The organism is Pseudarthrobacter sp. GA104, assembly GCF_009741265.1.
In the GTDB taxonomy this organism is placed as follows: domain Bacteria; phylum Actinomycetota; class Actinomycetes; order Actinomycetales; family Micrococcaceae; genus Arthrobacter.
Window position 1 is genome coordinate 1243791 of sequence record NZ_WOWL01000001.1, and the last position, 22987, is coordinate 1266777.

A 22987-nucleotide genomic window follows, 5' to 3' on the forward strand; every position below is an offset into this window, starting at 1 on the left:
CACGCCATGACCGCCCCGGTGGCGTGGGCTTCGGGTACGTTGAGGTTCTTCCGGCGGCCCTTTCACGAGTACAGCCTGACCCAGCGGGTGGGGCTGAGCCAGATGCCGCTGTTCATCACCACATTGTTGACGGTGTTCCTGGTGTGGGCCTTCTTCCCGGGCACCATGGACAATCCGCTCTTTGCCGCCTTCGTAATCTCCCAGCTGGCCATCATGGGCCTTTGCTACGTGGTTCCCTGGGAGCGGCTGCCCTACACGAGCTTCCTGGCCATTCCGCTGCTGGACTTTGTCTCCATCGGGGTGGGCCGGCAGGGCGGGCAGGAGAGCCTGGCGGGCATCAGCCTGCTGGCCGTTTTCCCGGTGATTTGGCTGTGCGCGTCCGGATACCATCCCCGGGCCGCGCTGTGGCTGTCCTTCCTGGGGCCGCTGGCCATCATCTGGGTTCCGCTGCTGCTGAAGGGGGACTTTACGCCCCAGGACCTGGCCCGCTCTTTGCTGCTTCCTGTGATAGCGCTCGGAATCGGCGCGTCCGTGAGTGTCCTGACCCTCAGCATGATGCGGCAGCAGGAGGAACTTGAGGAAAAGGACGCCCAGCTGCAGGCCAACCTTCGGACCAGCCAGCGCCAGGAGGCATTGCTGAATGCCGTCCTGGAAACTGTCCACCTGGGCGTCCTCGCGGTGGATGCGGACGGGCACGATGTCCTGATGAACAGGAAGCAGCGGGCAAACCACGAACTGGCCCGGCCCAAGGACATAGCCGACCCGAACGAGTCCCAGCTGCTGGTGTTCGGGGCGGACCGGAAAACGCTGGTTCCCGTGGAGGAACGTCCGGTGCGCCGCGCCGTCCTGGGCGAAACCTTTACGGATTACCTGGTGTGGCTGGGTTCGGGCAGCGACCAGCGCGCCGTCGTGACCACCGCACGGGCCATGAAGGACGACGACGGCGCTTTCGCCGGCTCGGTGGTCGCGTTCAGCGACGTGACGGACCTGGTGAACGCCCTGACGGCGAAGGACGAGTTCGTCGCCAGCGTCTCCCACGAGTTCCGGACGCCGCTGACCTCCATCCTGGGCTACGTGGAACTCCTGCTGGCTGACGAACCGGCGAAGGCGCAGCGGGAGATGCTCGAGGTCATCCGCCGGAACTCCGAGCGGCTCCTGACCCTGGTCTCGGACCTGCTGTCCAGCCGCAACGGGCAGCTGATCGTCACGCCGGAGGCCGTGAATGTCGCCGAGCTGGTGCGGTCCAGCGTCTCCTCGGCCACGCCCCGGGCGGCAGCGGCGGGAGTGGTGCTGCAGGCGCAGACCCCCGAGCGGCTTGAGGCCCACGTGGACGGCGCCCGGATCTCCCAGGTCCTGGACAACCTGGTGTCCAACGCCATCAAGTACTCCCCGGACGGCGGCAGCGTGCTGGTCTCCCTGGAGCAGGAGGACGGGCATCTGGCCTGCCGGATCACCGACACCGGCATGGGCATGAGCCCCGAGGACGCCTCCGAGGTTTTCGCCAAGTTCTTCCGCTCCAGCACGGTCCGCCGGACGGCCATCCCCGGCGTCGGCCTCGGCCTCCCGATCAGCAAGGCGATCATCGAGGCCCATGGCGGAACCATCGGTGTGGACAGCACACTCGGCGAGGGGACCACCTTTACGTTCCGGGTTCCGGTGTAACCTGTTCGGCACCTGTTGAAACCCGGACCACCTCGCCCCAGGACTGGCGCGCGAGTTCCCGGACGGACCCGAGGATTTCCGACGGCGGCCTGGACAGGTCCAGCGGGAATTCCACGATGTCGATGTCCGTATTGAGGATGCGGCGGAGCTTCATTTCCCCCGCCCCGGCGTACACCAGCCATGCGGTGGGCACCGCCAGCGCGGTGCAGTGGGCCAGCATCTGGTAGTGGTCCGCCGTCAGGGAAGCACCGGTATCCGAAGCCGCGGTGTACTTGGCGTTGTACACCACCACCGGCCGGCCGCCGAGCAGGTGGACGGCGTCCGGGCGCACCGACAGCCGGTCAGCGTCATGCACCGCCTCGCTCAGGAGCGCATTGAAGCGGAGCCGGAGCTCGCCCGGGTAGGCGGACATCGCTTCCCGCAGCGCCGTGCCCACAAAATCCTCAAACACCTGGGCCATGTCCACCACGAACGAGGCCGTCTGCTGCTTGCCCTCCCCGGCTTCAGCGGAGGCGTTGCGCAGGATCAGCTCCGCCAGGCGCAGGACCGCGTGGTAGCGGACGTTCATCCTGGTGGCTTTCCACCGGGGCAGCGGTGCTCCTGCCGGGAGGCGCGTGACGGCGTCGAGCTTTCCCTTGAGCTGGCGCAGCCGGCTCAGCACCTCGGGGCGGACGCGCGGCACCTGGCCCATCCGTTCCAGCGCGGCGCGCAGGATCCGGTTCTCGGCTATGTCCTCGGTGAACTCGTCGTAGGACACCTCCAGGGGCACCAGCATGCCGGGCCGCCGGGAAATCTGGTCCGAAATCCTGATCCGTCCCTTGACCGTCCGGAGCGATTCATCCACGGTGAGATAACCCTGCAGGACGCCGCGGCCCAGGGCACGTTCGGCCAGCTGCGCCAGCGACTCCGCCAGCGCGCTCCACAGCTCCCGGTCCTCCACGGCTGAGACCGAATCGGGGCGGAAGCCCTGCTCGCCGGCGTAGCTGAGCAGGAACAGGAGCCGGCTGAGCCCCAGCCGGTCCTTGGGCCGCACGTCGAGCTGCACCGTGGCCGTGCGCACCGAACCCACCTTGCCCACCGGCTCGATCCGGTACAGCCCAAGGCCCATGGGTGATGCCTTGGCCAGGCCGCTGGAATTCAGGAAGGACGCGCTGGCCGGGTCCAGCCGCTCCACGATGCCGCGGGACAGTTCATCCAGCACCAGGTGCCGGACAGACGTGCCGGGGTCAGCGGTCCGCAAGGCGTCCCAGCAGCTGGTCCAGCCCGAAGCGCTCCTCGAGCTGCGCCCGGGTCAGCTGGCCGTGGTAGTGCTCCTCCAGCAGCGGCATGAGCTCGTACTTCCAGATCCGGCGGAGCCCGGCGGGGGTCTGGGCGGCGGGCTTCATGAAGTAGGACGGGCCAATCATCAGGTCACGGTCCCACTCGTCGATCGCACTGTTCAGGGCATCCAGCAGCAGCGCCGGCGTGAGGTCGAGCTGCCGGGCCTGGAGGAACCGCAGCAGGGAGCCCTTCACCGGCTCGGTCTGCGGGTGCAGCTCGATGAAGGAGAACCGGCGGCGGATGGCGGCGTCCATCATGGCGATGGAACGGTCTGCCGTGTTCATGGTGCCGATGATGTAGAGGTTGTCCGGCAGCGTGAACGGCTCGTTGGGGCTGTACTGGAGGTAGATCCGGTCGTCCCGGTATTCCAGCAGGAAGTACAGTTCGCCGAACACCTTGGCCAGGTTGGCGCGGTTCATCTCGTCGATGATCAGGAAGTACGGCTTGTTTTCGTTGCCGGGCTTCGCCGCTTCCTCCGCGAGCCGGCGCAGCGGCCCTGCCACCAGCTTGAAGGAGACCTGGCCTTCGTCGGTCTTGTCCGGCCGGTATCCCTCGAAGAAGTCCTCATACGCGTAGGAGGGGTGGAACTGGACCAGTTTGACCCGCTCGTCCGTGGTGTCGTCCGCCAGTTCGGCGGCGAGGTGCTTGGCCAGGTAGGTTTTGCCGGTCCCCGGCGGCCCATACAGGACCAGCTGGCGGTTCTCCTCCAGCAGCTCGGCGATCTCCTGGAGCGGCTCGAGCGCCATGTGCAGCGAGTCGGCGAACTCGCGGGTCAGCGGGCGGAAGCCCTCCTGGACGGGAGGCACGACGGCGGCAGCTTCAGCATCGCCGTCGGGCTCTGTTTCCGCTTCTGCCGGCAGGAGCGCCTGCAGCGCCTGCACCACCTTGGTAACGTCCACGACGATTCCGGCGGTGGCCAGCTGCCGCTGGACGTGCCGCGGCAGGCTGGTGGTGGTGTGTCCCTCGTCGAACCAGCGGACCTTGCGGCGCAGGCGCCGGTTGTCGTCGTTGTGTTCGGGCTCCCCGAGCACCACCCCCAGGCTCACGGTGCCGGCGTGCTGGTACAGCACCAGGTCCCCCGGCTTCATGACCGTCAGGAAGGCAAAGACAGCAGTCTTGGTGTCCTCCCGCTCCACGTAGCCGAGGTGCTTGTAGTCCTCGTCCACGGCGTGCTGGACCAGCCCTGCGGTAACGCCGGGGTCCAGCAGGCGGAGATGTTCGACGTCGAGGGTCGCCTTCTCCTCGCCCTGCCAGGCTGTGAGGAGCTCGGTGTTGTCGCTGTGCGTGCGCAGCAGCCAGGCCCGCCGGCCGGGGTCGCCCACCTTGCGCCACTGGCTGACGAGCTGGCGGGAGTACCAGTCGATGCGCTGGCCGGCCTGCTCGTCAAGGTGAAGGCGGATGCGGTGGATGTCAGCGGTGACGTCCTCTTCGGCGTCCCCCTTCGCGCCGCCCACCAGCGAGGCGAAGGCGTCCCGGATCTCCTGCCGCTCCACGTCCGCCACCACGGGCTCGAAGTAGCTGGGACAGGTGAGGAACTCGATGCTGCGGCGGATGGCGGGCTGATCGCCCGGTGTGGCGGCCGCCAGCCGGTGGAACTCGAGCGGGTCCTGCAGGGCTGCCGCGATGGACGCCGTGGGCTGCTGGTCCACGTGCTGCACAAACCGGCACAGCCATTTCAGATGGTCCCAGATGGTCCAGTTGAACTCCGCCGTCCGGTCCCTGATGACACCATGGTCCGTCATGCCCTCGTAAAGCTCCTCCGGAAGCTCCAGCGGGGGCTCCAGCCAGGAGGCGGCCTCGGCCACGCGGGCGCGCTTGACCTTCAGTGACTTCACCTCATGGGCCAGCGGGAGGGACTGCAGGAACAACAGTTCGACGGCCAGTTGCTTCGCTTCCCGCGAGGCCCCCTCCAGGTTCTGCCGGAGGTTGGTCATCATGGGGGCCTTGGGGTCCGGCGTCCCGCGTTCCAGCCGTTCCAGAAGCTCAGCGGCCGCATCGGCCGTCCAGGTCAGTGTGCGGCCATCAAGGGCGGACGGTTTCCCCAGCAGCCCCGGGCCCAAAACGAACCAGGCTGCGTCCTCAATCTCCTTTGATATGCCGAGGGCGCGGGTCATGGCAGCAGTGGAGGCGGGGGTCATGGATTCAAATTTACAGGGTCAAGCTGGACGGGCGCTCAACGGACTGTGAACGGCCGTCCCCGTTTGGCTCCCTACATGGCCTGGACGGGCTTCTTCCGGCCAAAAATGAAGTAGCCCATGGGACCGATGAAGTTGATGAAGGACGCCGCCCGCCAGGCGGCCTTGGGACCGTTGATCAGCGCAGCAGGGCGCTTGGAGATGTCCCGCTGCGCTGCCACCAGAAGTGACACCTGAGCGATGCCCACCAAAATGGTGCCGGCCTTGGCTGACGGAGGCATTTCCTTCCAGGTCTTTTTCTGTGCCATGTTCTCTGCTCCTTGGTTGGGGTTTCAGTTTCCGGTGCGGGCCACCGCTGCGCAATGGGTGGCGGTACCCTGCGCGCCCGCAGTCCGGCTCAGGCCGTGAACGGAGCCAGCCGTTCCTTCTGTTCCGGGGTGAGCCGCTGGACCCGGCCTGTGGCCTCGTCCACGAACGCCAGGTGGCTGCTCGCCTTCACGCAGTCCTCCCTGGTGACCGGATCCTGGACCAGGTAGTGGATATCGAAGCTGGCCCCCTTGACGGCCCCGATCCACACCAGGACCACGGCCGGGACGTTGCGGTATTCAAGGGTCCTGACGTACCGGATCTTGTGGTCCACCACCAGGGCCATGGTTCCGTCCGGGACATCGTTGAACAGTGAGACGTGGGGTTCGATGCCGGGCAGCCCCGCGCCCCGGGGCGGGCCGAAGGCCGCGATCCGGGCTTCCTCCAGCATCCGGACGATCTGGACGTTGTTGATGTGCCCGTACGCGTCCATGTCACCCCAGCGCATGGGCACCAGGACCTCGATCCGGCGGCCGCCCGCGGATTCTGGCTGCGCCGGGGTGGCCTGCTGCGCGGGCGCCTCCTGCGTGCTCAACTGTGCACCGCCGTCGAATCGTCCACGGGGACTTCCTCCGCGTCCGCTCCGGCGAACTGGGACCTGTACAGGCGGTAGTACGCGCCCTGCGCGGCGAGGAGGGCCTTGTGGTTGCCCTGTTCCACGATCTTGCCGTTTTCCATGACCAGGATGGTATCGGCATCGCGGATCGTGGAGAGCCGGTGCGCAATGACGAAGCTGGTGCGGTCCGTGCGCAGGGCCGCCATCGCCTTTTGCACCAGCAGCTCGGTGCGGGTGTCAACGGAGCTCGTGGCTTCGTCGAGGATCAGCAGTGAGGGGTTCGCGACGAAGGCGCGGGCAATGGTGATCAGCTGCTTCTCGCCGGCGCTGACATTGTTGCCTTCCTCGTCGATCACGGTGTTGTAGCCCTCGGGCAGGGCCCGCACGAAGCGGTCCACGAAGGTTGCCTTGGCGGCCGCCATTACCTGCTCCTCGGTGGCCTCAAGGTTTCCGTAGCGGATGTTGTCGTAGATGGAGCCGCCGAACAGCCAGGCATCCTGCAGCACCATGCCCACCTTGGACCGGAGCTCGGAGCGGCTGAGGTGGGTGATGTCCACGCCGTCCAGCATGATGGACCCGGCATTGAGCTCGTAGAACCGCATCACCAGGTTCACCAGGGTTGTCTTTCCCGCCCCGGTGGGCCCGACGATGGCCACGGTGTTTCCCGGCTCGGCAGTAAAGGACAGGTTCTCGATGAGTTCCTTGTCCTCGGTGTAGCTGAAGGTGACGTTCTTGAAGTCGACGTGGCCGTCGGTCCTGGCCGGCAGGTGCTCGGTGGCGGTCTCCGTGTCCTGCTCGTCTGCGTCCAGGAATTCGAAGGCCCGCTCGGCGGACGCCACCCCGGACTGCAGCATGTTGGCCATGCCGGCCATCTGGCCCAGCGGCTGCGTGAACTCCCGCGAGTACTGGATGAACGCGGTGGCATCGCCCAGGGACATGGACCCCGAAGCAACCCGGAGGCCGCCCACGACGGCGATGCCCACATAACTGAGGTAGGAAACGAACTGCATCACGGGGAAGATGATGCCGGACACGAACTGTGCCCCGAAGCTGGCCCTGTACAGGGCCTCGTTGCGTTCTTCGAACCGTTCCAGCATGTCCGCGTCCCGGCCGAAGACCCGCACCAGGTCGTGGCCGGAGAATGATTCCTCGATCTGCCCGTTGAGGGCTCCTGTGTTCTTCCACTGGGCTGCGAAGAGCTTCTGGCTGCGCACCCCGATCATGCCTGCCGCGACGCCGGAAAGCGGCAACGCAACCAGGGCGATCACGGCCAACTGCCAGGACACGATGAACATCATGATCACGATGCCCGCCACCGTCAGCAGCGAGTTGACCAGCTGGGCGAAGGCCTGCTGGAGCGCCTGCTGGATGTTGTCGACGTCGTTCGTCACCCGGGAGAGCACGTCGCCGCGCTGGCGGGTATCGAAGTAGTTCAGCGGCAGCCGGTTCAGCTTCTTCTCCGTATCATCGCGGAGCCGCCGGATTACCTTCATCACGATGCGGTTGAGCACATAGCCCTGCAGCCAGAGGAAGATGTTGGCCACGAAGTACATCAGCAGGACCACCGCGATGAGCAGGGTGAGCTTGTCGAAGTCGATGCCGGCGCCGGGCACCAGTTCCATCCGGGACACCATGTCCGCGAAGTTGTCCTGGCCCTGCCGGCGCAGCCCGTCCACAAACTGTTCCTTGCTGACGCCCGGCGGAAGCTGCTTGCCTACCACGCCGGCGAAGATCACGTCCATGGCCTGGCCCAGGATCTTGGGGGCGATGACGTTGAGGACCACGGCGATTACCACCATGCCCACCACCACGTAGATCCCCAGGGCTTCCGGCTTCAGCAGCCCCATCAACCGCTTGGCGGACGGCCAGAAGTGCTCGGCCTTCTTGGCGGGGATCCCGCCGAACATGTCCCCGTCCGATTCGGAAGGAGTGTACTCCTCCTCAACGAAGTCGTCGTCCTCGACGGGTGCGGCCGCCTGCCCGGCGTCGAGCTCGTCCTGGGCTGACGCTGTTCCCCGACTGTCCGTGGAGTCCTTCTTGGGGGCGCTCATGCCATTTCCTCCACGCTCAGCTGGGATTCAACGATTTCCTGGTAGGTGGGCGAGGTTTCCAGGAGTTCCTCATGTGTTCCACGGTCAACGATCCGCCCGTTGTCCAGCACCAGGATCTGGTCGGCCTCGGTAATGGTGGAGATCCGCTGGGCCACGATGATTACCGTGGCATCCGAGGTGGTGCGTTTGAGGGCGGCACGGAGCCGGGCGTCCGTGGCAACATCCAGGGCGGAGAAGGAATCGTCGAAGAGGTACACCCGGGGTTTGGTGACGAGTGCCCTGGCGATGCACAGGCGCTGGCGCTGGCCGCCGGAGACGTTGGTGCCGCCCTGGGCGATGCGCGAGCCGAGCCCGTTCTTCTTGGCGCGGACAAACTCCTCGCCCTGCGCCACGCCCAGGGCCTCCCACAGTTCCTGGTCCGTGGCGTCGGTCTTTCCGAACCGCAGGTTGTGCCCGATGGTGCCGGAGAAGAGGTAGGGCCGCTGGGGCACCAGGGCAACGCGTTTGGTGATCTCCGCCCGGTCCATTCTGTCCACGGGAACACCGTCCAGCAGCACCTCCCCTTCCACAGGGTCGTAGAGCCGCGGCAGGAGGGACAGGAGCGAGGTTTTGCCGGCCCCGGTGGAACCGATAATGGCGAGGGTCTGCCCGGGACGCGCCGTGAAGCTGATGTTGCTCAGCACGGGCGATTCAGCGCCCGGGTAGGCGAAGGTGACGTTCCGGTACTCGACGACGCCGCTCAGCATGGCGGGCGCCTCCGGACGTTCCGGATCGTGGATGGAGGGTTCGACGTCGAGCACTTCACCGATGCGGTCCGCGCATACGGAGGCGCGCGGAATCATCATCGCCATGAAGGTGCCCATCATGACGGCCATCAGGATCTGGAGCAGGTACTGCAGGAAGGCGGTGAGGGCGCCCACCTGCATCTCGCCGGAGTCCACCCGCTGCCCGCCGAACCACAGCACGGCGGCGGTGGACAGGTGCAGGATCATGCTGATGGCGGGGAACATCAGGACAAACAGGGAACCGATCTTCAGCGAGACGTCCGTCAGTTCCTTATTGGCCTCGCCGAAGCGCCCGGTTTCATAGGGTTCGCGCACAAAGGCCCGGACAACCCGGATGCCAATGATCTGTTCCCGCAGCACGGCGTTGATGCGGTCGATTTTCTTCTGCATGGACCGGAACAGCGGAATGAGCCGGACCACCAGGTAGCCCACCACCACGGTCAGGAGGGGCACGGAAACCCACACGAGCCAGGACAGGTTGAGGTCCTCGCGCAGCGCCATGATGATGCCGCCCACGCACATGATGGGGGTGGCCACCATGAAGTTCAGTCCCATCAGGACGAGCATCTGGACCTGCTGGACATCGTTGGTCCCGCGGGTGATGAGCGTGGGGGCACCAAAGGCGTTGACGTCCCTGGCCGAGAAACTGGTGACCTTGCGGAACACGCCGCGCCGGAGGTCGCGGCCTATGGCCATGGCGATTTTGGACCCAAAGTAGACACCGGCGATGGCGGTGCCCACCTGGACGAAGGCCACCAGCAGCATCACGGCGCCGGTGCGCCAGATGAAGTCCGTGTCCCCGCGGGAAACCCCTTCGTCAATGATCTGGGCGTTCAGGCTGGGCAGGTACAGCGCCGCCATGGTGGACGCCAGCTGAAACACAATGACGGCCACAATGTACGGCATGTACGGCCTGGAAAACCGTCGTATCAGGGTCAGGAGCATGCCCACGGGTCCTTAGGATGGGTTCGAAGAATGGTTCGGAAAAGCACGAGGCTTAAGTAGTAGCAGCCGGGGCTGACATCCTTGGCTTTCCCACTCTACGAAACTCCTCCCCGCGGTGAAACAGGCCCCGCAAAAGATCATCCGTGGGGAGTACTGCCTGCATTACCTGCCCGCCGGGGCGGGCTCCGCCGTCGTGCTTTCCTGCTCCCGCGCCTGCTCCGGCGCCGGCTGGATGTCCACGGTCCGCCGCAGCGGCTTTTCCTTGATGAACAGCACGGACACCAGGGCGACGACGGCCACGGCGGCTGAAATCAGGAACACTTCCGCGGTGGCGTCACCGTAGGCGGCCCGCATGATGTCACGAACGGGTTCCGGCATGTGCGCCAGGTCCATGCTGGAGCCCGCTGCGCCGCCCTGGACGGGGATGCCGGCCGCCGCCAGTCCCCGGGTGGCCAGTTCGCTGACCCTGTTGGCCAGGATGGCGCCCAGGACGGAGACGCCAATGGCACCGCCCACGGACCGGAAGAACGCCACGGAGGCGCTGGCCGTTCCAATGTCCGCAGCGCGGACCGTGTTCTGCACTGCCAGCACGAGGTTTTGCATCAGCATGCCCAGGCCAAGGCCCAGCACCGCGGTGAAGATTCCGGCGTGCCAGAGCTCCGTGGTGTGGTCCATGGTGCCTGCCAGCCCCAGCCCGCCGATCAGGAAGACGGATCCCGCGATCAGGTAGCCCTTCCACTTTCCGGTGCGGCTGATCAGGAGTCCGGAAGCCACTGAACCCGCCAGGTTGCCCGCGATCATGGGCAAGGTAAGGAGTCCGGCCTCCGTGGGGGTGGCGCCGCGGGCCACTTGGAAGTACTGCCCCAGGAAGGTTGAGGAGCCGAACATCGCGATACCCACGGCTACGGAGGCGAGGATGGCAAGGGCCGTGGTGCGTTCGGAGATGATCTTGAGCGGGATGATCGGCTGCTCCACCTTGGATTCCACCAGGACCAGCAGCGCCAGCAGGAGGATTCCGCCGCCGACCATGAGGGCGGACTCCCAGGAGATCCAGTCGTAGTACGCGGGGTTGCCGGCGAAGGAGACCCAGATCAGCAGCAGGCTTACCCCGGAGGTGAGCAGGACGGAACCGAGCCAGTCGATCTTGGCGGGCCGGCGGACGTGGCTGATCTTGAGGGTGACCTGCAGGAGGATCAGGGCGACGACGGCGAGCGGCACGCACACGAAGAAGGTCCAGCGCCAGCCCAGCGGGCTGTCCACGATGAAACCGCCCAGCAACGGTCCCCCGGCGGTGCCCACTGCCATGACCGCGCCCATGTAACCGGAGTATTTCCCGCGGTTCCGCGGCGGGATCATGGTGCCGATGATGGCCTGGGCCAATGCCGTCAGACCGCCCATGGCTACGCCCTGGATGACCCGCGCACCCAGCAGCAGCGGGATGGTTTCGGAGAGGCCTGCCATGACGGAACCTGCAACGAAGATGATGATGCTGAGCTGGACCAGGAGCTTCTTGTTGAAGAGGTCAGCCAGCTTGCCCCAGATGGGCGTGGTGGCGGCGTTGGCCAGCAGCGCTGCGGTGATCACCCAGGCGAAGTCGGTCTGGGTTCCGTGCAGGTCGGACATGATGGTCGGCAGGGCGTTGGCCACGATCGTGCTGCTGAGAATCGCCGTGAAGAAGGCGGCGAGGAGGCCGGTGAGCGCTTCCATGATCTGGCGGTGGGACATTTCGGGCGGTGCAGCGGGTGCACTCAACGTGGTGACCCGGGCGGCTGTGGTTGCCATAGGTTTGCTCCTAGGGGGTGGTGATGGTGCCGGCCGCCGTTGCCCGGGCTGATTTCTTGAGTGATTCGGTGAGTTTGTGCAGGGTTTTCGCCGTGTTGCCGGCGTCCTCCTCGCTCCAGTCCCGCAGGTAGTCCTGCAGGGCTGCCGTCCGCTGCTCCTCGATGCTCCGGAGCCTGTCCGCTCCCAGGGGCGTGAGGGCAACCAACTGTGCCCGTCCGTCGTCGGGGTCCTGCCTGCGGACCACCAGGCCGTGCTCCTCCAGGTCCGCGATGTGGCGGCTGAGGACCGGCGCGCTGACTCCCAGCCGCTCGGCCAGGCTCGTGGCGCGCGACTCCCCCTCCCCCACGAACCGGAGGACGCCCTGGAGTGCGACTCCGGTCTCCTGCCCGCGGATTGCGGCGGTGGCGATGCAACGCACCGCGCGCTGGAGATCGAAGATCTGGTAGACGAGATCGGCCGCCGTATCCGGTGCAACTGCCATTGCTACAGACACTCCTTACTTGTTTGCCTGAAGCAACTATATACCCATTTGGTTGCTTCAGGAAACTAAAGGGCGGATAGTGGGAAAACGAAGGGCCCCGGCTCCTTGCGGAGGCCGGGACCCTTTTTCTGCGTATTCGGTTGAGTGGGCCCTATGCGGGGAGATGGGTTGGGGCGAACATCTTCAGGAGCGTTTCCACCACGACGACGTTGGGCCCGTCACCGGCGAAGCCCGCCTTGAGCGCCTCCCCCACGTCCTCCGGCGCCACTTTTGTGGCCGGCACGCCGAAGGCTTCGGCGAGTTTGACGAAGTCCGGGCGGGCCAGCTCGGTGGCGGTTGCCTTGCCGAAGGCGCCCACCATGTATTCGCGCAGGATGCCGTAGCCGCCGTCGTCCACGATCAGCCAGGTGACCGGCACGTTGTGCTGCTTCGCCGTGGCCAGTTCCGCGATGGAGTACATGGACGAGCCGTCGCCGGAGACGGCGAGCACCCGGCCCGGCTTGCCGACTGTTTCCAGCCCCACGGCGGCGCCGATCGCCGCCGGGAAGCCGTAGCCCAGGCCGCCGGCGCCTTGGGCGGAGTGGAACTGGCCCTCCCGGGCGTCCCAGCAGCTCCAGCCCCAGTAGGCGGCGATGGTCATGTCCCAGAAGGTCTGCATGTCCGCCGGGACTGCATCCCGGATGTCGGCCATGAACTTCAGCTCCTTGGCAAGGTCCTGGGATTCCAGGCGCGCCCGGACTTTCGCCAGGGATTCCTTGACCAGGTCCTCCGGAGAGGTGCCGTGCCAGTTGGGCCTGGCATGCGCAGGCTCCACCTCCAGCGCCTCGTCCAGGGCAGCCAGTGCCTGTCCCGCGTCCGCGCGGATGCCCAGCCCGGGCCGGTTGGACTCCAGGACCCGGGGTTCGGCGTCGATCTGGATGATCCTGCCGCGCGGCTCGAAAGTGAAGTAGTTGGACGTGACCTCGCCCAGCGAGGAACCGATCACCACCAGCACGTCGGCGTCCTCGAGCAGATCGGTCATGTAGCGGTCCTCGATCCAGGACTGCAGCGAGAGCTCGTGGTTCCAGGGGAATGCGCCGTTGCCGCCCGGGGTGCAGATCACGGGGGCACGCAGTTTCTCCGCAATGGAGAGCAGCGACTTCTCAGCCCGGCCCCGGCGGGTACCGCCGCCGGCAATGATGGCCGGGCGCTCGGCGGCCTGCAGCCATTTCACCGCTTCGCGGACCAGCTCCACCCGCGGCGGATTGTCCGCCGCTTCGGCGAGCGCGTCCTCCACCGGCGGCACCATGATCGGATCGAGCAGGACGTTCTGCGGAATCTCGAGCCACACCGGCCCCTGGGGCGAGGAAATTGCCTCGGTCCAGGCGTCCTGGATGGCCGACGGGATGCCGGACGCGTGCTGGATCAGCCGCTGGCTCTTCGTCACGTTCGCGGCCGAGGCCTTCTGGTCATCAAGCTGGTGCAGCATGCCCTTGCGCCGGGCGCCCAGGCCTTCCAGCGGAATCTGGCTCGCCACCACCACCATCGGCACCCCTGTGGCATAGGCCTCCTGCAGCCCGGCCAGCGACGTCAGCGCGCCCGGGCCGGTGGAGAGGAACAGGACGCCCACTTCACCGGTGGCCCGCGAGTACCCGTCCGCAGCGAAGGCGCTGTTGTTCTCCACCCGAGAGGAAACGAACTGCAGGTTGCCCCGGCCCATCGCATCAAACAGTCCCAGCGCATGCTGCCCGGGGATGCCAAACACCGTTTTCGCGCCCAGGGCTTCCAGTGTCTCGACGACGAGGTCCCCGCCGTTGCGGGCACCCGTAACCGGACCCTTCGCTGCCGGCACCGCCGCCTTGCCCGGATCGTGCTCGACCATCCCCGCTACTCCTTGCCCGCCGGTGCGAAGCCTGCCGGCCGGCGGACCTCCTGGCCGAGCGCCTGGGCGGCGTAACCCGTCGCTGAGCCGAAACGGTCGCCTTCCACGGCGTTGTCTGCCATCAGCGTGACAAGCTCGTAGGCAACGTGGCTGGCCGCGACGCCGGTGATCTCGGCGTGGTCGTAGGCCGGGGCCACCTCCACGACGTCGGCGCCCACCAGGTTCATCCCGCGGAAGCCGCGGATGATTTCCAGCAGTTCCCTGCTGGTGATGCCGCCGGCTTCGGGCGTGCCGGTGCCGGGAGCATGGGCCGGGTCCAGGACGTCGATGTCCACCGAGATGTACAACGGGCGGTTGCCGATCCGGTCCCGGACCTTGGCCACGGTTTCCAGGACGCCCTGGTAGTAGACGTCCGCGGAGGTGACGATGCCGAACCCGAACCGGTGGTCGTCGTCGAGATCCTTCTTGCCGTACAGCGGGCCGCGGGTGCCGATGTGGCTGATGGCTTCCGTGTCCAGGATGCCCTCCTCGACGGCCCGGCGGAACGGGGTGCCGTGGGTGTATTCGGCGCCGAAGTAGGTGTCCCAGGTGTCCAGGTGCGCGTCGAAGTGCAGCATCGCCACCGGTCCCCCGGCCCGCTCAGCCGCCGCGCGGAGGAGCGGCAGGGCAATCGTATGGTCACCGCCGAGGGTCACCAGCCTGCTGCCTCCGGCCGTGAGGTCCAAAGCGTTCTGCTGGATGGTCTCGATGGCTTCATTGATGTTGAACGGGTTGACAGCCATGTCCCCGGCGTCGGCAACCTGGATGTTCTCGAAGGGGCTCACGTCCCACGCCGGGTTGTATGGGCGGAGCAGGCGGCTGGCTTCCCGGACGTGATTGGCGCCGAAGCGGGCTCCCGGACGGTAGGACACGCCCGAATCGAACGGCACGCCCACCACGGTGACGTCGGCCTTGGCCACCTGGTCCAGCCGCGGCAGCCGCGCATAGGTGGCAGCACCCGCATAGCGAGGGATGCGGGATGAATCAATGGGGCCTAGGTTGCCGTTGGCTTCGATGCGCAGCTCTTCCACTGGAGGCCTCTCCTTCGAGGAGTTGAGGGATTGTTGTGACTGCCATCATACACCCGGGTTTTCCTATGTGCACCGCATGTTTACAGAGCCTCACCCGTCTGAGTAGCGCTAAGTGTCGTTTTGAACGCTCAAAACGACACTTAGCGCTACCTAGTTGTGGGGTTAACGGCTGGCGGCGGGAACCAGGACCCAGAGCACCTCAACCGGCTTGTCCGTGGGGTTGATCCAGGTGTGCGGCTCACGGCCCGGGAAGGTGACCGTGTCTCCGGGGCCGAGGTCGTATTCCTCGTTGGTGAGGATCAGGCGGATCCTCCCCTTGATCACATGGAGAACGTCAACGTCGCAGTCCACGGCATAGAGCTCGGACTCACCGCGCCCGTGCGGTTCAATGCAGGCCTGGATGATCTGGATGCGCCGCTCCGAGCGGGCGGTGAGGAGCCGCTCCACGATGCCTTCGCCGCCGAGGGAAATCCTTGGCCCTTCGTTGCGTTTGGTCAGGTGTGTTTCCGGGGCCGCGAACAGGTCGCCGATCGAAATCGACAGCACCTGGCATAGTGTCACGAGCGAGGCGACGGACGGTGACGTCAGGTCCCGCTCAACCCGGCTGAGGAATCCCTTGGTCAGGCCCGTAGCGTCGGCCACCTGCTCTATGGTGAGCCGCTGGGACTGCCGGGCCGCACGGATCCTGGAACCGATGGCTACCGGAACGTTGCTCGGCTCAACTGGCAGTGCCTTCATCTACGAACCTTTCATGGCCGGCCGTCCGGCTCCGCTCTGGAGCAATCCTAATGGCCAGCCCTGCCTGTGACGCGCCCCTTGCGTGCGCGCCGCGGCGACGCCAGACCTCCCTTGACTGTTACCACCATCACAGCCTAACTTGAGACAACCATTGTTGCCTATAGGGCAATAGCCCGGAACCTCCCCCCATCTCCGTAGCAGCTGCCCGGCTCTCCGGTGCCCGGACTGCAGCCCGCTGCCAACACGCTCCAAGGAGCCAACATGGACCTAAGTGTCATCAACATCGCCATCGTGGTGGTGTACCTGCTCGCGATGCTGGCCTTCGGCTGGTGGGGCAAGTCCCGCACCAGGAACAACAGCGACTTCCTGGTTGCCGGCCGCCGCCTCGGCCCCTTCCTCTATACAGGCACCATGGCCGCCGTCGTCCTGGGCGGGGCCTCAACGGTGGGCGGTGTAGGCCTCGGCTACAAGTTCGGCATCTCCGGCATGTGGCTGGTAGTGGCTATCGGCGCCGGCGTCCTGCTGCTGAGCCTGCTCTTCGCCGGGACCATCCAGAAGCTGAAGATCTACACGGTCTCCCAGATGCTCACCCTGCGCTACGGCAGCAGGGCCACCGAAGCCTCGGGCATCGTGATGCTCGCTTACACGCTGATGCTGTGCGCCACATCCACCGGCGCCTATGCCACCATTTTCGTGGTGCTCTTCGACTGGGACCGGGCTATGGCCATCGCCGTCGGCGGCGCCATCGTGCTGGTCTATTCCACAATCGGCGGCATGTGGTCCATCACCCTGGCGGACCAGGTGCAGTTCATTATCAAGACCGTAGGCATCTTCTTCCTGATGTTGCCGTTCACCCTGAATGCTGCGGGCGGCTTTGAAGGCATCCGCAGCCGTGTGGATGAAAGCTTCTTCCAGATTGACGGCATCGGCGTCCAGACCATCATCACTTACTTCGTCGTCTACACTCTGGGCCTGCTGATCGGCCAGGACATCTGGCAGCGGGTCTTCACGGCGAAGACCCCCACGGTGGCCCGGTGGGGCGGCGCCACTGCAGGCATCTACTGCATCCTTTATGGTGTTGCCGGCGCGTTGATCGGCATGGCCGCAAGCGTGGCCCTCTCCGACATTGAGATCGCCGCGAAGGACGATGTCTATGCCGAGGTGGCACAGACCCTGCTGCCGGTAGGCATCGGCGGACTTGTCCTGGCGGCAGCCGTGGCCGCAATGATGTCAACGGCTTCCGGCGCCCTCATTGCCGCTGCAACCGTGGCCCGCGCAGATGTCCTGCCTTTCGTCGCCAGCTGGTTCGGCAAGACCATCAACACCGAAGACACGGACAACCCGGAGCACGACGTCAAAGCGAACCGCACGTGGGTCCTCGCCCTTGGCATCGTGGCCATCGTCATCGCCATCATCACCAAGGACGTGGTGGCAGCCCTGACCATCGCCTACGACATCCTGGTGGGCGGCCTCCTCGTGGCAATCCTGGGCGGCCTGGTCTGGAAGCGCGGCACTGGCCTGGCCGCCGCGGCCTCCATGGCAGTAGGGTCCGTGGTGACCCTGGGCACCATGATCATCCTTGAAGTCAACGCCAAGGCGCCGCTTGACGGCATCTACGCCAACGAGCCCATCTACTACGGCCTCCTGGCCTCAGCGGTGGTCTACATTGCGGTGTCCCTGCTGACCAGGCCCACGGACCCCCAGGTCATGCGCAACTGGCAGCGCCGGGTGGCCGGGCAGGACAGCGAAGAGGCGCCGGTTCCCACCGCCGTCCGCTAGGTCCGGCGGGCCGGCGGCCAGGCCCGCTCCGGGGCGCCGGCACCAGGCAAACGACGACGGCGGCACCTCCTGTTGCGTTCCAGCGAAGGAGGTGCCGCCGTCGTCAGTCCTACTCGGCTTCGCGGACCTCGTCGGGGTCCTCCAGGGGGACCACCCGGTCCTCTGCGTCGATCACGACAGGAGGCACCTGGACCACAGGTTCCTCCTCGTCCAGGAGATCGTCCTCGGTGTCCCAGTCGTCCTCATCTACCGGTGCATCCTCGGCGTAGTCGTAGGCGGGATCCGCCTCCACGGCATCAAGGTGCGGCATGTCCGGGTGCTGTCCGGTGGTGCCCATGATTGAACCTCCGTTTGTTCGCCTGACGTGCTCTTTCAGTGAGGGCGCGGGCCGCGCCACACTTTCATCACAGCACCGCCCGGCATACGGGTCAATAGCGCCTGAAACCGGCTGGCGGGACCCGCGGAAGCGGCGCCGAATTTAAGGCGGACCGAAATGTCCGAGGGAGGATTACCTGCCAAAAATCCGCGGATTTTCGCAGTAAGCTGGCACTGCAATGGGGCCGAACCATGCCCCATCCAGCCCAGGAGTGTCCGTGTCTCCGCACGCCCAGAACAACCGAAACGCCGCGCCCCGGCCGTCGTCCCTCCCGGCCGCACCGGAAGGATCCGGGCCGAACCGGCAGTCCCTGCCGTCGCCGTCGGACATTAAACGATGGCGGCAATACCTCGCGGACGAGCGCGCCGAGGCCGCTGTTTACCGGGATCTGGCGCAGAGCCGCCAGGGTGAGGAACGTGAAATCCTCCTGGCCCTGGCCGAGGCCGAAGGCCGCCATGAAGCACACTGGCTGGGCCTGCTCGGGGACCGCGCGGGCAAGCCCCGGCGGGCATCCCTCCGCAGCCGGCTGCTGGGTTTCCTGGCCCGGCACTTCGGCTCTGTGTTCGTGCTGGCGCTGGCCCAGCGCGCCGAAGGCCGCTCCCCGTACGCCAAGGACCCCAACGCCACGGATGCCATGGCGGCCGATGAGCAGATCCACGAGGAAGTGGTCCGCGGACTGGCAACACGGGGGCGCAACCGCCTGGCCGGAACCTTCCGGGCAGCGGTGTTCGGCGCCAATGACGGCCTGGTCAGCAACCTGTCCCTGGTGATGGGCATGGCCGCTTCCGGCGTGGCCAGCAGTGTGGTGCTGCTCAGCGGAATCGCGGGGCTGCTGGCCGGCGCCATGTCCATGGGCGCCGGTGAGTTCATTTCCGTCCGTTCCCAGCGTGAACTGCTGGCGGCAACCCGGCCCACGCAGGTCACGCTGGTAGCCGCTCCCAAACTGGACCTCGAGCACAACGAACTGCTCCTGGTGTACCTGGCCAGGGGCATGACCCAGGAAGCCGCGGAACACCGGGTGGCCGAGCGCACCGGCCTGCTGCCCTGTGACTGCGATCCCAGCTTGTCGCTGCAGCCGGAACTGCCCGACGTCGATGACCAGCATGAGGCGGTGGGCACCGCGTGGGGCGCGGCCCTGTCCAGCTTCTGCTTCTTCGCGTCCGGCGCCATCGTACCCATCCTGCCGTTTGTGGTCGGCCTGACAGGTGTGCCGGCGCTGGTGGTTGCGGGCGGCCTGGTGGGCGTGGCCCTGCTGGTCACCGGCGCCACCGTTGGGCTGCTGTCCGGCACGTCACCCCTGACGCGCGGGCTGCGCCAGCTTGCCATTGGGCTGGGCGCCGCGGCAGTCACCTACCTGTTGGGGCTGGTCTTCGGCACCGTGGTGGGTTAGCGGTGGCATGCTAATGGGCGCAGCCTAGTGGAGGACCGCCGCGAGGGGTCCCGCCATGCGCGGGCCAGGGTCCGCCGAGGCGCACGCGGGATAGCCAGGCTCCTGGTCATCGCCGCACTGTCCGCAGTGGCAGTTTTTGGTGCGGCCCTGGCAGTCAGCGATCCGCGCTTCAAGGAACTGCTGGATGTCCGCATCGGCCCGGGAACCGGCCAACCAGGCGGACAGTCCGGGGAGTCCAGCGGCCAGCAGGACACCCACCCCACGGGACATGCCGGCCAGGCACCCCCGGCTGAGGGCCGGACGAAGACGCCGCCTGCGGGATTCGAGGAGTCGGACGCCCCGCTGGCCGCCGCCAGCCCGCCCCCGCCGGGCGGCGATTCCTACCGCTTCCTCGCAGTCAACGGGGACGGCAGCCCCGTGGGGTATTCCCCCTGCAGGCCGCTGCACTATGTGGTCAATGACGAGCTGGCACCGGCCGGCGCGCAGCAGCTCATCATGGAGGCCATCACCACCATCTCGGCCGCCACGGGCATCCAGTTCATCTATGACGGAACCACCCGGGAACAGCCATCCCCGCAACGGCAGCCCTACCAGCCGGAGGCCTACGGCGAGCGCTGGGCACCGCTGCTCATCGCCTGGACAACGCCGGACGCGGCCCCGCAGCTGAAGGGCAAGGTGATCGGCACCGGAGGCAGCACCCACTTCAGTTACGACGACGGCCCCAAGGCCTTTGTGACCGGCGGCCTGGATCTGGACTCACCGCAGATCGCCAATGAGCTCCTTAACCCGGACGGCCACCTCTATGCCAGGGCCGTGATCCTCCACGAGCTCAGCCATGTCATGGGACTTGACCATGTGGAGGACCCCACGCAACTGATGTACCCGGAAATCGGCACCCCCGAGGGGTTGTCCGCCGGAGACCTCAACGGGCTCTTTGAGCTGGGCAAGGCCCAGTGCCGCAAGGACCTCTGACCAGCCGGACCCGCATGCCGGCCGGGCCTCAGGCGGCCTGCCCGGGCCCCAGCTGGCTTCGCAGCACCTCCACCGCATCCTGCACCGAGTCCACCAGGAAGATGTGGTCTTCCATCACCCGGCCGGCAGCCAGGCTGCGGAGCATGGGCCATGCGGGGTACTGGTGCTCCCAGTGGTGCCTGCCCACCAGCACCATGGGCGTGACCTTTTCCCGCGCGCCGTAGTAGTTCTCGCAGGCGTCCTGGAAGATTTCCTGCACCGTGCCCGCGGCCCCGGGAAGGAAGACGATGCCTCCCTTGCACAGCTCCAGCAGGATGGCTTCTCTGATGGCGTTGGCAAAGTATTTGGCGATGTGCGTGGCGAAGTAGTTGGGCGGTTCGTGCCCGTAGAACCACGTGGGGATGCCGAGCGACGGCGTTCCGCCGGGAAAGCGTTCGACGACGGCGGCGGCGGCACGAGCCCACGCGGACACCGAGGGACGGAACCCGGGGACGGAGGCGAGCGTGTCCAGCGCCGCCTGCACCTCGGCGTCGGACGCCTCGCTGAGGTACGCTCCCATGTTCGCCGCCTCCATGGCCCCCGGCCCTCCGCCTGTGGCAACGACGCGACCGTCCTGTGCCAGCAGCCGGCCCAGCAGGGCGGCCTGGGCAAAACCGGTGCTGCCACGCTGCGCGGCGTGTCCGCCCATCACCCCCACCATGGCGCGGTCCTGCCAGGGCCCCGTCCTGGCCAGCTCGTCCAGGGCGTCGCCGATGGCATGGTCATGAAGTGCCGAAGCAAGGGTGGCGTCCAGCCGGTGCCGCTGGCCATCATGGATGCTCCATTGATAGATCCGGGCATCCGGCAGCTGCTCATACGGGGAGTGCGGCAGCCCGGAGTAAAGCTCCTGGGGCGTATAGAGGGTGGCCCGGTAGGGGTTGAACGGTACCGCCTCAAGCCGTGGAAAGATCAGCGCACCCCGTTGCCGGAGAAGGTCCTCCGTGCCGTCATCGAACGTGCAGCCGAGGAAGATGGCACCCTCCACGTGCATGCCTTCCAGCGCTGCGGTCCTCCCCCGAAGGTCCAGGGACTGTGCATGCCAGCCGTGCATGTCCAGGGCCCCTGCGCTGACCAGCCGGTCGAAGCTTTCCAGGTCCTGGACTTCGAGGTTGTGCGGGTGGGGGCCCAGGTTTCCGGAGAGGTTCACGGTCTAAACCTAAAGCAATACGGGGTCAGGTTCCGCCTCTCCGGAGCACCGGAATGGGCTGAATCTGACCCCGCGCTGGTGAAGGTGCTAGGCGGGAACCCGGACGGGTTCGCCGTGGCGGAAGTGCGCTTCGAGATCCTCGAGGGAATGGCCCTTTGTCTCCGGGACGAACTTGCTGACGAACATCAGGGATGCGAGGTTCACCAGGACGAACAGGCCGAAGGTTCCGGTGGAACCAAGCGCCTCGACCACGATCGGGAACAGGAAGGAGATGGCGGCGTTGACCGTCCACAGCGCGAACACCGCGATTCCCATGGCGAAGCCGCGGATGGCCAGCGGGAACATTTCCGAGAGGAGCAGCCACACGCAGGTGCCGATGAAGCACTGCACAAACGCTACGAACAGCATCATGGCGGCGAGGATGGTGTAGCTGGCGAGGTCCGACTGGGGCAGGAGGAAAACCACAGCGAGCAGGGCCTGGGAGCCCACCACCCCGGAGAAGCCGACGATCAGCATTCTCCGCCGGCCAATAAAACCGAGCAGCCAGATTCCAAGGATGGTCATCAGCACCGAGGTTACGCCGACGCCGATGGTGGCCACCAGGGATGCGCTGACGCCGAGCCCGCTCTTTTCGAGGATGGTGGGGGCGTAGTAGTTCACGGTGTTGATGCCCGTGGCCTGCTGCACCACGGCGAGGCCAATGCCGATCCAGAGAAGGCGGCGCATCCAGGGGTTGTCCCGCAGGTCCCGCCAGGCGTGGCCGCGTTCGTCCTTGGCCGTCTTTGCAGCCTCGGCAATTTCCTGGAACTCGCTGGCGGCTTCTTCAGGGCTTCGGCTGAGGTTGAGGACGCGGCGGCTGTCCTCGAGGCGGCCGCGGATGGCATACCAGCGGGGCGACTCGGGCAGCATCAGCATTCCCGCGAGCAGCGCTAGGGCGGGAAGGGACGCGATGCCCAGCATGGTGCGCCAGACTTCGGTGTCGTGGATCAGGGCATCGAGCAGGGCGTTGATGGCGAACGCCAGCATCTGTCCGGTGACGATCATGAGTTCGTTGATGGTGACCATGCGGCCGCGCAGGTGGGCCGGTGCCATTTCGGCCAGGTACAGCGGGCAGGTGACGGCCGCCGCGCCGACCCCCAGGCCCAGCAGGATGCGCGCCGCGATCATGAACGGCACGTTGGGGGCGATGGCACAGCCAATGGCGCCGAACAGGAACAGCAGGGCGCAGACCAGCAGGGAACCCCTGCGGCCAAGCTTGTCCGCCATGCGGCCGCCGGTGAGCGCACCCACCGCGGCGCCGGGGAACAGCAGGGCGCTGACCACCGTGGCTTCCTCGACGGCGGTCATGTTCAGGGAGTCGTTCATGTACAGCAGGGCGCCGGAGATGACGCCGGTGTCGTAGCCGAAGAGCAGGCCGCCCAGGGTGGAGATGACAGTGAGCCGGGCGAGATAGCCGCGGCGCCGGTCGCCGGGGGCGGTCAGCGATTGTTTCTGCAACAGCATTGTTGCCTCTCAGATTCTCTCGGGGAACT

Annotated in this window: 18 protein-coding genes; 4 read left to right on the forward strand and 14 right to left on the reverse strand. The window is 66.5% G+C overall.

What is annotated here, in order from left to right; translation table 11 throughout:
- Positions 1–6 precede the first annotated feature (6 nt).
- Complete coding sequence (locus GK109_RS05550) at positions 7–1662, forward strand: cell wall metabolism sensor histidine kinase WalK (RefSeq protein WP_157238986.1); 1656 nt, start codon at positions 7–9, stop codon at positions 1660–1662.
- Here GK109_RS05550 and GK109_RS05555 read toward each other — a convergent pair.
- The 11 genes from GK109_RS05555 to GK109_RS05605 form a co-directional block, all read right to left on the reverse strand.
- Entirely contained in the window at positions 1640–2902 is a 1263-nt protein-coding gene (locus tag GK109_RS05555; protein ID WP_231754805.1) for an McrC family protein, read from the reverse strand. The two genes, GK109_RS05550 and GK109_RS05555, sit on opposite strands and share 23 nt — an antisense overlap.
- The gene (locus tag GK109_RS05560; RefSeq protein WP_157238987.1) at positions 2889–5120 is read right to left on the reverse strand and encodes an McrB family protein; all 2232 of its coding nucleotides are present in this window, start codon (positions 5118–5120) and stop codon (positions 2889–2891) included. The genes GK109_RS05555 and GK109_RS05560 overlap by 14 nt, the downstream gene beginning before the upstream one ends.
- 71 nt (positions 5121–5191) lie before the next feature.
- Positions 5192–5425 (reverse strand): PLDc N-terminal domain-containing protein, encoded by a 234-nt coding sequence (locus tag GK109_RS05565; RefSeq protein ID WP_157238988.1) that lies wholly within the window; start codon positions 5423–5425, stop codon positions 5192–5194.
- An 89-nt stretch (positions 5426–5514) separates the two neighbouring features.
- A complete protein-coding gene (locus GK109_RS05570) occupies positions 5515–5931 on the reverse strand; it encodes a thioesterase family protein (protein WP_157242675.1) in 417 nt (138 codons plus the stop codon).
- An 83-nt stretch (positions 5932–6014) separates the two neighbouring features.
- The gene (locus GK109_RS05575; RefSeq protein ID WP_157238989.1) at positions 6015–8090 is read right to left on the reverse strand and encodes an ABC transporter ATP-binding protein; all 2076 of its coding nucleotides are present in this window, start codon (positions 8088–8090) and stop codon (positions 6015–6017) included.
- Positions 8087–9820, reverse strand: coding sequence for an ABC transporter ATP-binding protein (locus GK109_RS05580; RefSeq protein ID WP_157238990.1), 1734 nt, complete (start codon positions 9818–9820; stop codon positions 8087–8089). The genes GK109_RS05575 and GK109_RS05580 overlap by 4 nt, the downstream gene beginning before the upstream one ends.
- 162 nt (positions 9821–9982) lie before the next feature.
- Positions 9983–11602 carry an MFS transporter gene (locus tag GK109_RS05585; protein WP_157238991.1) on the reverse strand — a complete coding sequence of 540 codons (1620 nt, stop codon included), beginning with the start codon at positions 11600–11602 and terminating at the stop codon, positions 9983–9985.
- 10 nt (positions 11603–11612) lie between these two features.
- On the reverse strand, positions 11613–12083 hold the full coding sequence (locus GK109_RS05590; RefSeq protein WP_157238992.1) for a MarR family winged helix-turn-helix transcriptional regulator: 471 nt from the start codon (positions 12081–12083) through the stop codon (positions 11613–11615).
- 151 nt (positions 12084–12234) lie between these two features.
- Positions 12235–13944, reverse strand: a complete 1710-nt coding sequence (locus GK109_RS05595) for a thiamine pyrophosphate-binding protein (RefSeq protein ID WP_157238993.1) — start codon at positions 13942–13944, stop codon at positions 12235–12237.
- Between the two features lie 5 nt (positions 13945–13949).
- Positions 13950–15014 carry an agmatinase gene (gene speB, locus GK109_RS05600; RefSeq protein ID WP_321215443.1) on the reverse strand — a complete coding sequence of 355 codons (1065 nt, stop codon included), beginning with the start codon at positions 15012–15014 and terminating at the stop codon, positions 13950–13952.
- 162 nt (positions 15015–15176) lie between these two features.
- Positions 15177–15752: a helix-turn-helix domain-containing protein gene (locus GK109_RS05605; RefSeq protein WP_157238994.1), complete on the reverse strand. Its 576-nt coding sequence runs from the start codon at positions 15750–15752 to the stop codon at positions 15177–15179.
- A gap of 261 nt (positions 15753–16013) precedes the next feature.
- Here GK109_RS05605 and GK109_RS05610 point away from each other — a divergent pair, with 261 nt between their 5' ends.
- Positions 16014–17531, forward strand: a complete 1518-nt coding sequence (locus GK109_RS05610; RefSeq protein WP_157238995.1) for a sodium:solute symporter — start codon at positions 16014–16016, stop codon at positions 17529–17531.
- Positions 17532–17640: 109 nt separating this feature from the next.
- On the opposite strand, the gene GK109_RS05615 is transcribed toward GK109_RS05610, so the two are convergent.
- Positions 17641–17868 carry a hypothetical protein gene (locus GK109_RS05615; RefSeq protein WP_157238996.1) on the reverse strand — a complete coding sequence of 76 codons (228 nt, stop codon included), beginning with the start codon at positions 17866–17868 and terminating at the stop codon, positions 17641–17643.
- A 256-nt stretch (positions 17869–18124) separates the two neighbouring features.
- Between GK109_RS05615 and GK109_RS05620 the strand changes: the two genes are divergently transcribed.
- On the forward strand, positions 18125–19297 hold the full coding sequence (locus tag GK109_RS05620; protein WP_370460423.1) for a VIT1/CCC1 transporter family protein: 1173 nt from the start codon (positions 18125–18127) through the stop codon (positions 19295–19297).
- Positions 19298–19324: 27 nt separating this feature from the next.
- Complete coding sequence (locus tag GK109_RS05625) at positions 19325–20269, forward strand: matrixin family metalloprotease (protein WP_370460424.1); 945 nt, start codon at positions 19325–19327, stop codon at positions 20267–20269.
- Positions 20270–20297: 28 nt separating this feature from the next.
- Here the strand turns inward: GK109_RS05625 and GK109_RS05630 are convergent, their stop codons facing one another.
- Both GK109_RS05630 and GK109_RS05635 read right to left on the reverse strand, forming a co-directional pair.
- Positions 20298–21455 carry an LOG family protein gene (locus GK109_RS05630; RefSeq protein ID WP_370460425.1) on the reverse strand — a complete coding sequence of 386 codons (1158 nt, stop codon included), beginning with the start codon at positions 21453–21455 and terminating at the stop codon, positions 20298–20300.
- 87 nt (positions 21456–21542) lie between these two features.
- Positions 21543–22958 carry a sugar porter family MFS transporter gene (locus GK109_RS05635; RefSeq protein WP_157238998.1) on the reverse strand — a complete coding sequence of 472 codons (1416 nt, stop codon included), beginning with the start codon at positions 22956–22958 and terminating at the stop codon, positions 21543–21545.
- Between the last annotated feature and the right edge of the window lie 29 nt (positions 22959–22987).

Bases quoted from the DNA above. Each gene is read 5' to 3' on its own strand.
- GK109_RS05550 (WP_157238986.1), top strand. From the start codon at position 7: ATGACCGCCCCGGTGGCGTGGGCTTCGGGTACGTTGAGGTTCTTCCGG.
- GK109_RS05560 (WP_157238987.1), bottom strand. From the start codon at position 5,120: ATGACCCCCGCCTCCACTGCTGCCATGACCCGCGCCCTCGGCATATCA.
- GK109_RS05565 (WP_157238988.1), bottom strand. From the start codon at position 5,425: ATGGCACAGAAAAAGACCTGGAAGGAAATGCCTCCGTCAGCCAAGGCC.
- GK109_RS05570 (WP_157242675.1), bottom strand. From the start codon at position 5,931: ATGCGCTGGGGTGACATGGACGCGTACGGGCACATCAACAACGTCCAG.
- GK109_RS05575 (WP_157238989.1), bottom strand. From the start codon at position 8,090: ATGAGCGCCCCCAAGAAGGACTCCACGGACAGTCGGGGAACAGCGTCA.
- GK109_RS05580 (WP_157238990.1), bottom strand. From the start codon at position 9,820: ATGCTCCTGACCCTGATACGACGGTTTTCCAGGCCGTACATGCCGTAC.
- GK109_RS05585 (WP_157238991.1), bottom strand. From the start codon at position 11,602: ATGGCAACCACAGCCGCCCGGGTCACCACGTTGAGTGCACCCGCTGCA.
- GK109_RS05590 (WP_157238992.1), bottom strand. From the start codon at position 12,083: ATGGCAGTTGCACCGGATACGGCGGCCGATCTCGTCTACCAGATCTTC.
- GK109_RS05595 (WP_157238993.1), bottom strand. From the start codon at position 13,944: ATGGTCGAGCACGATCCGGGCAAGGCGGCGGTGCCGGCAGCGAAGGGT.
- GK109_RS05605 (WP_157238994.1), bottom strand. From the start codon at position 15,752: ATGAAGGCACTGCCAGTTGAGCCGAGCAACGTTCCGGTAGCCATCGGT.
- GK109_RS05610 (WP_157238995.1), top strand. From the start codon at position 16,014: ATGGACCTAAGTGTCATCAACATCGCCATCGTGGTGGTGTACCTGCTC.
- GK109_RS05615 (WP_157238996.1), bottom strand. From the start codon at position 17,868: ATGGGCACCACCGGACAGCACCCGGACATGCCGCACCTTGATGCCGTG.
- GK109_RS05635 (WP_157238998.1), bottom strand. From the start codon at position 22,958: ATGCTGTTGCAGAAACAATCGCTGACCGCCCCCGGCGACCGGCGCCGC.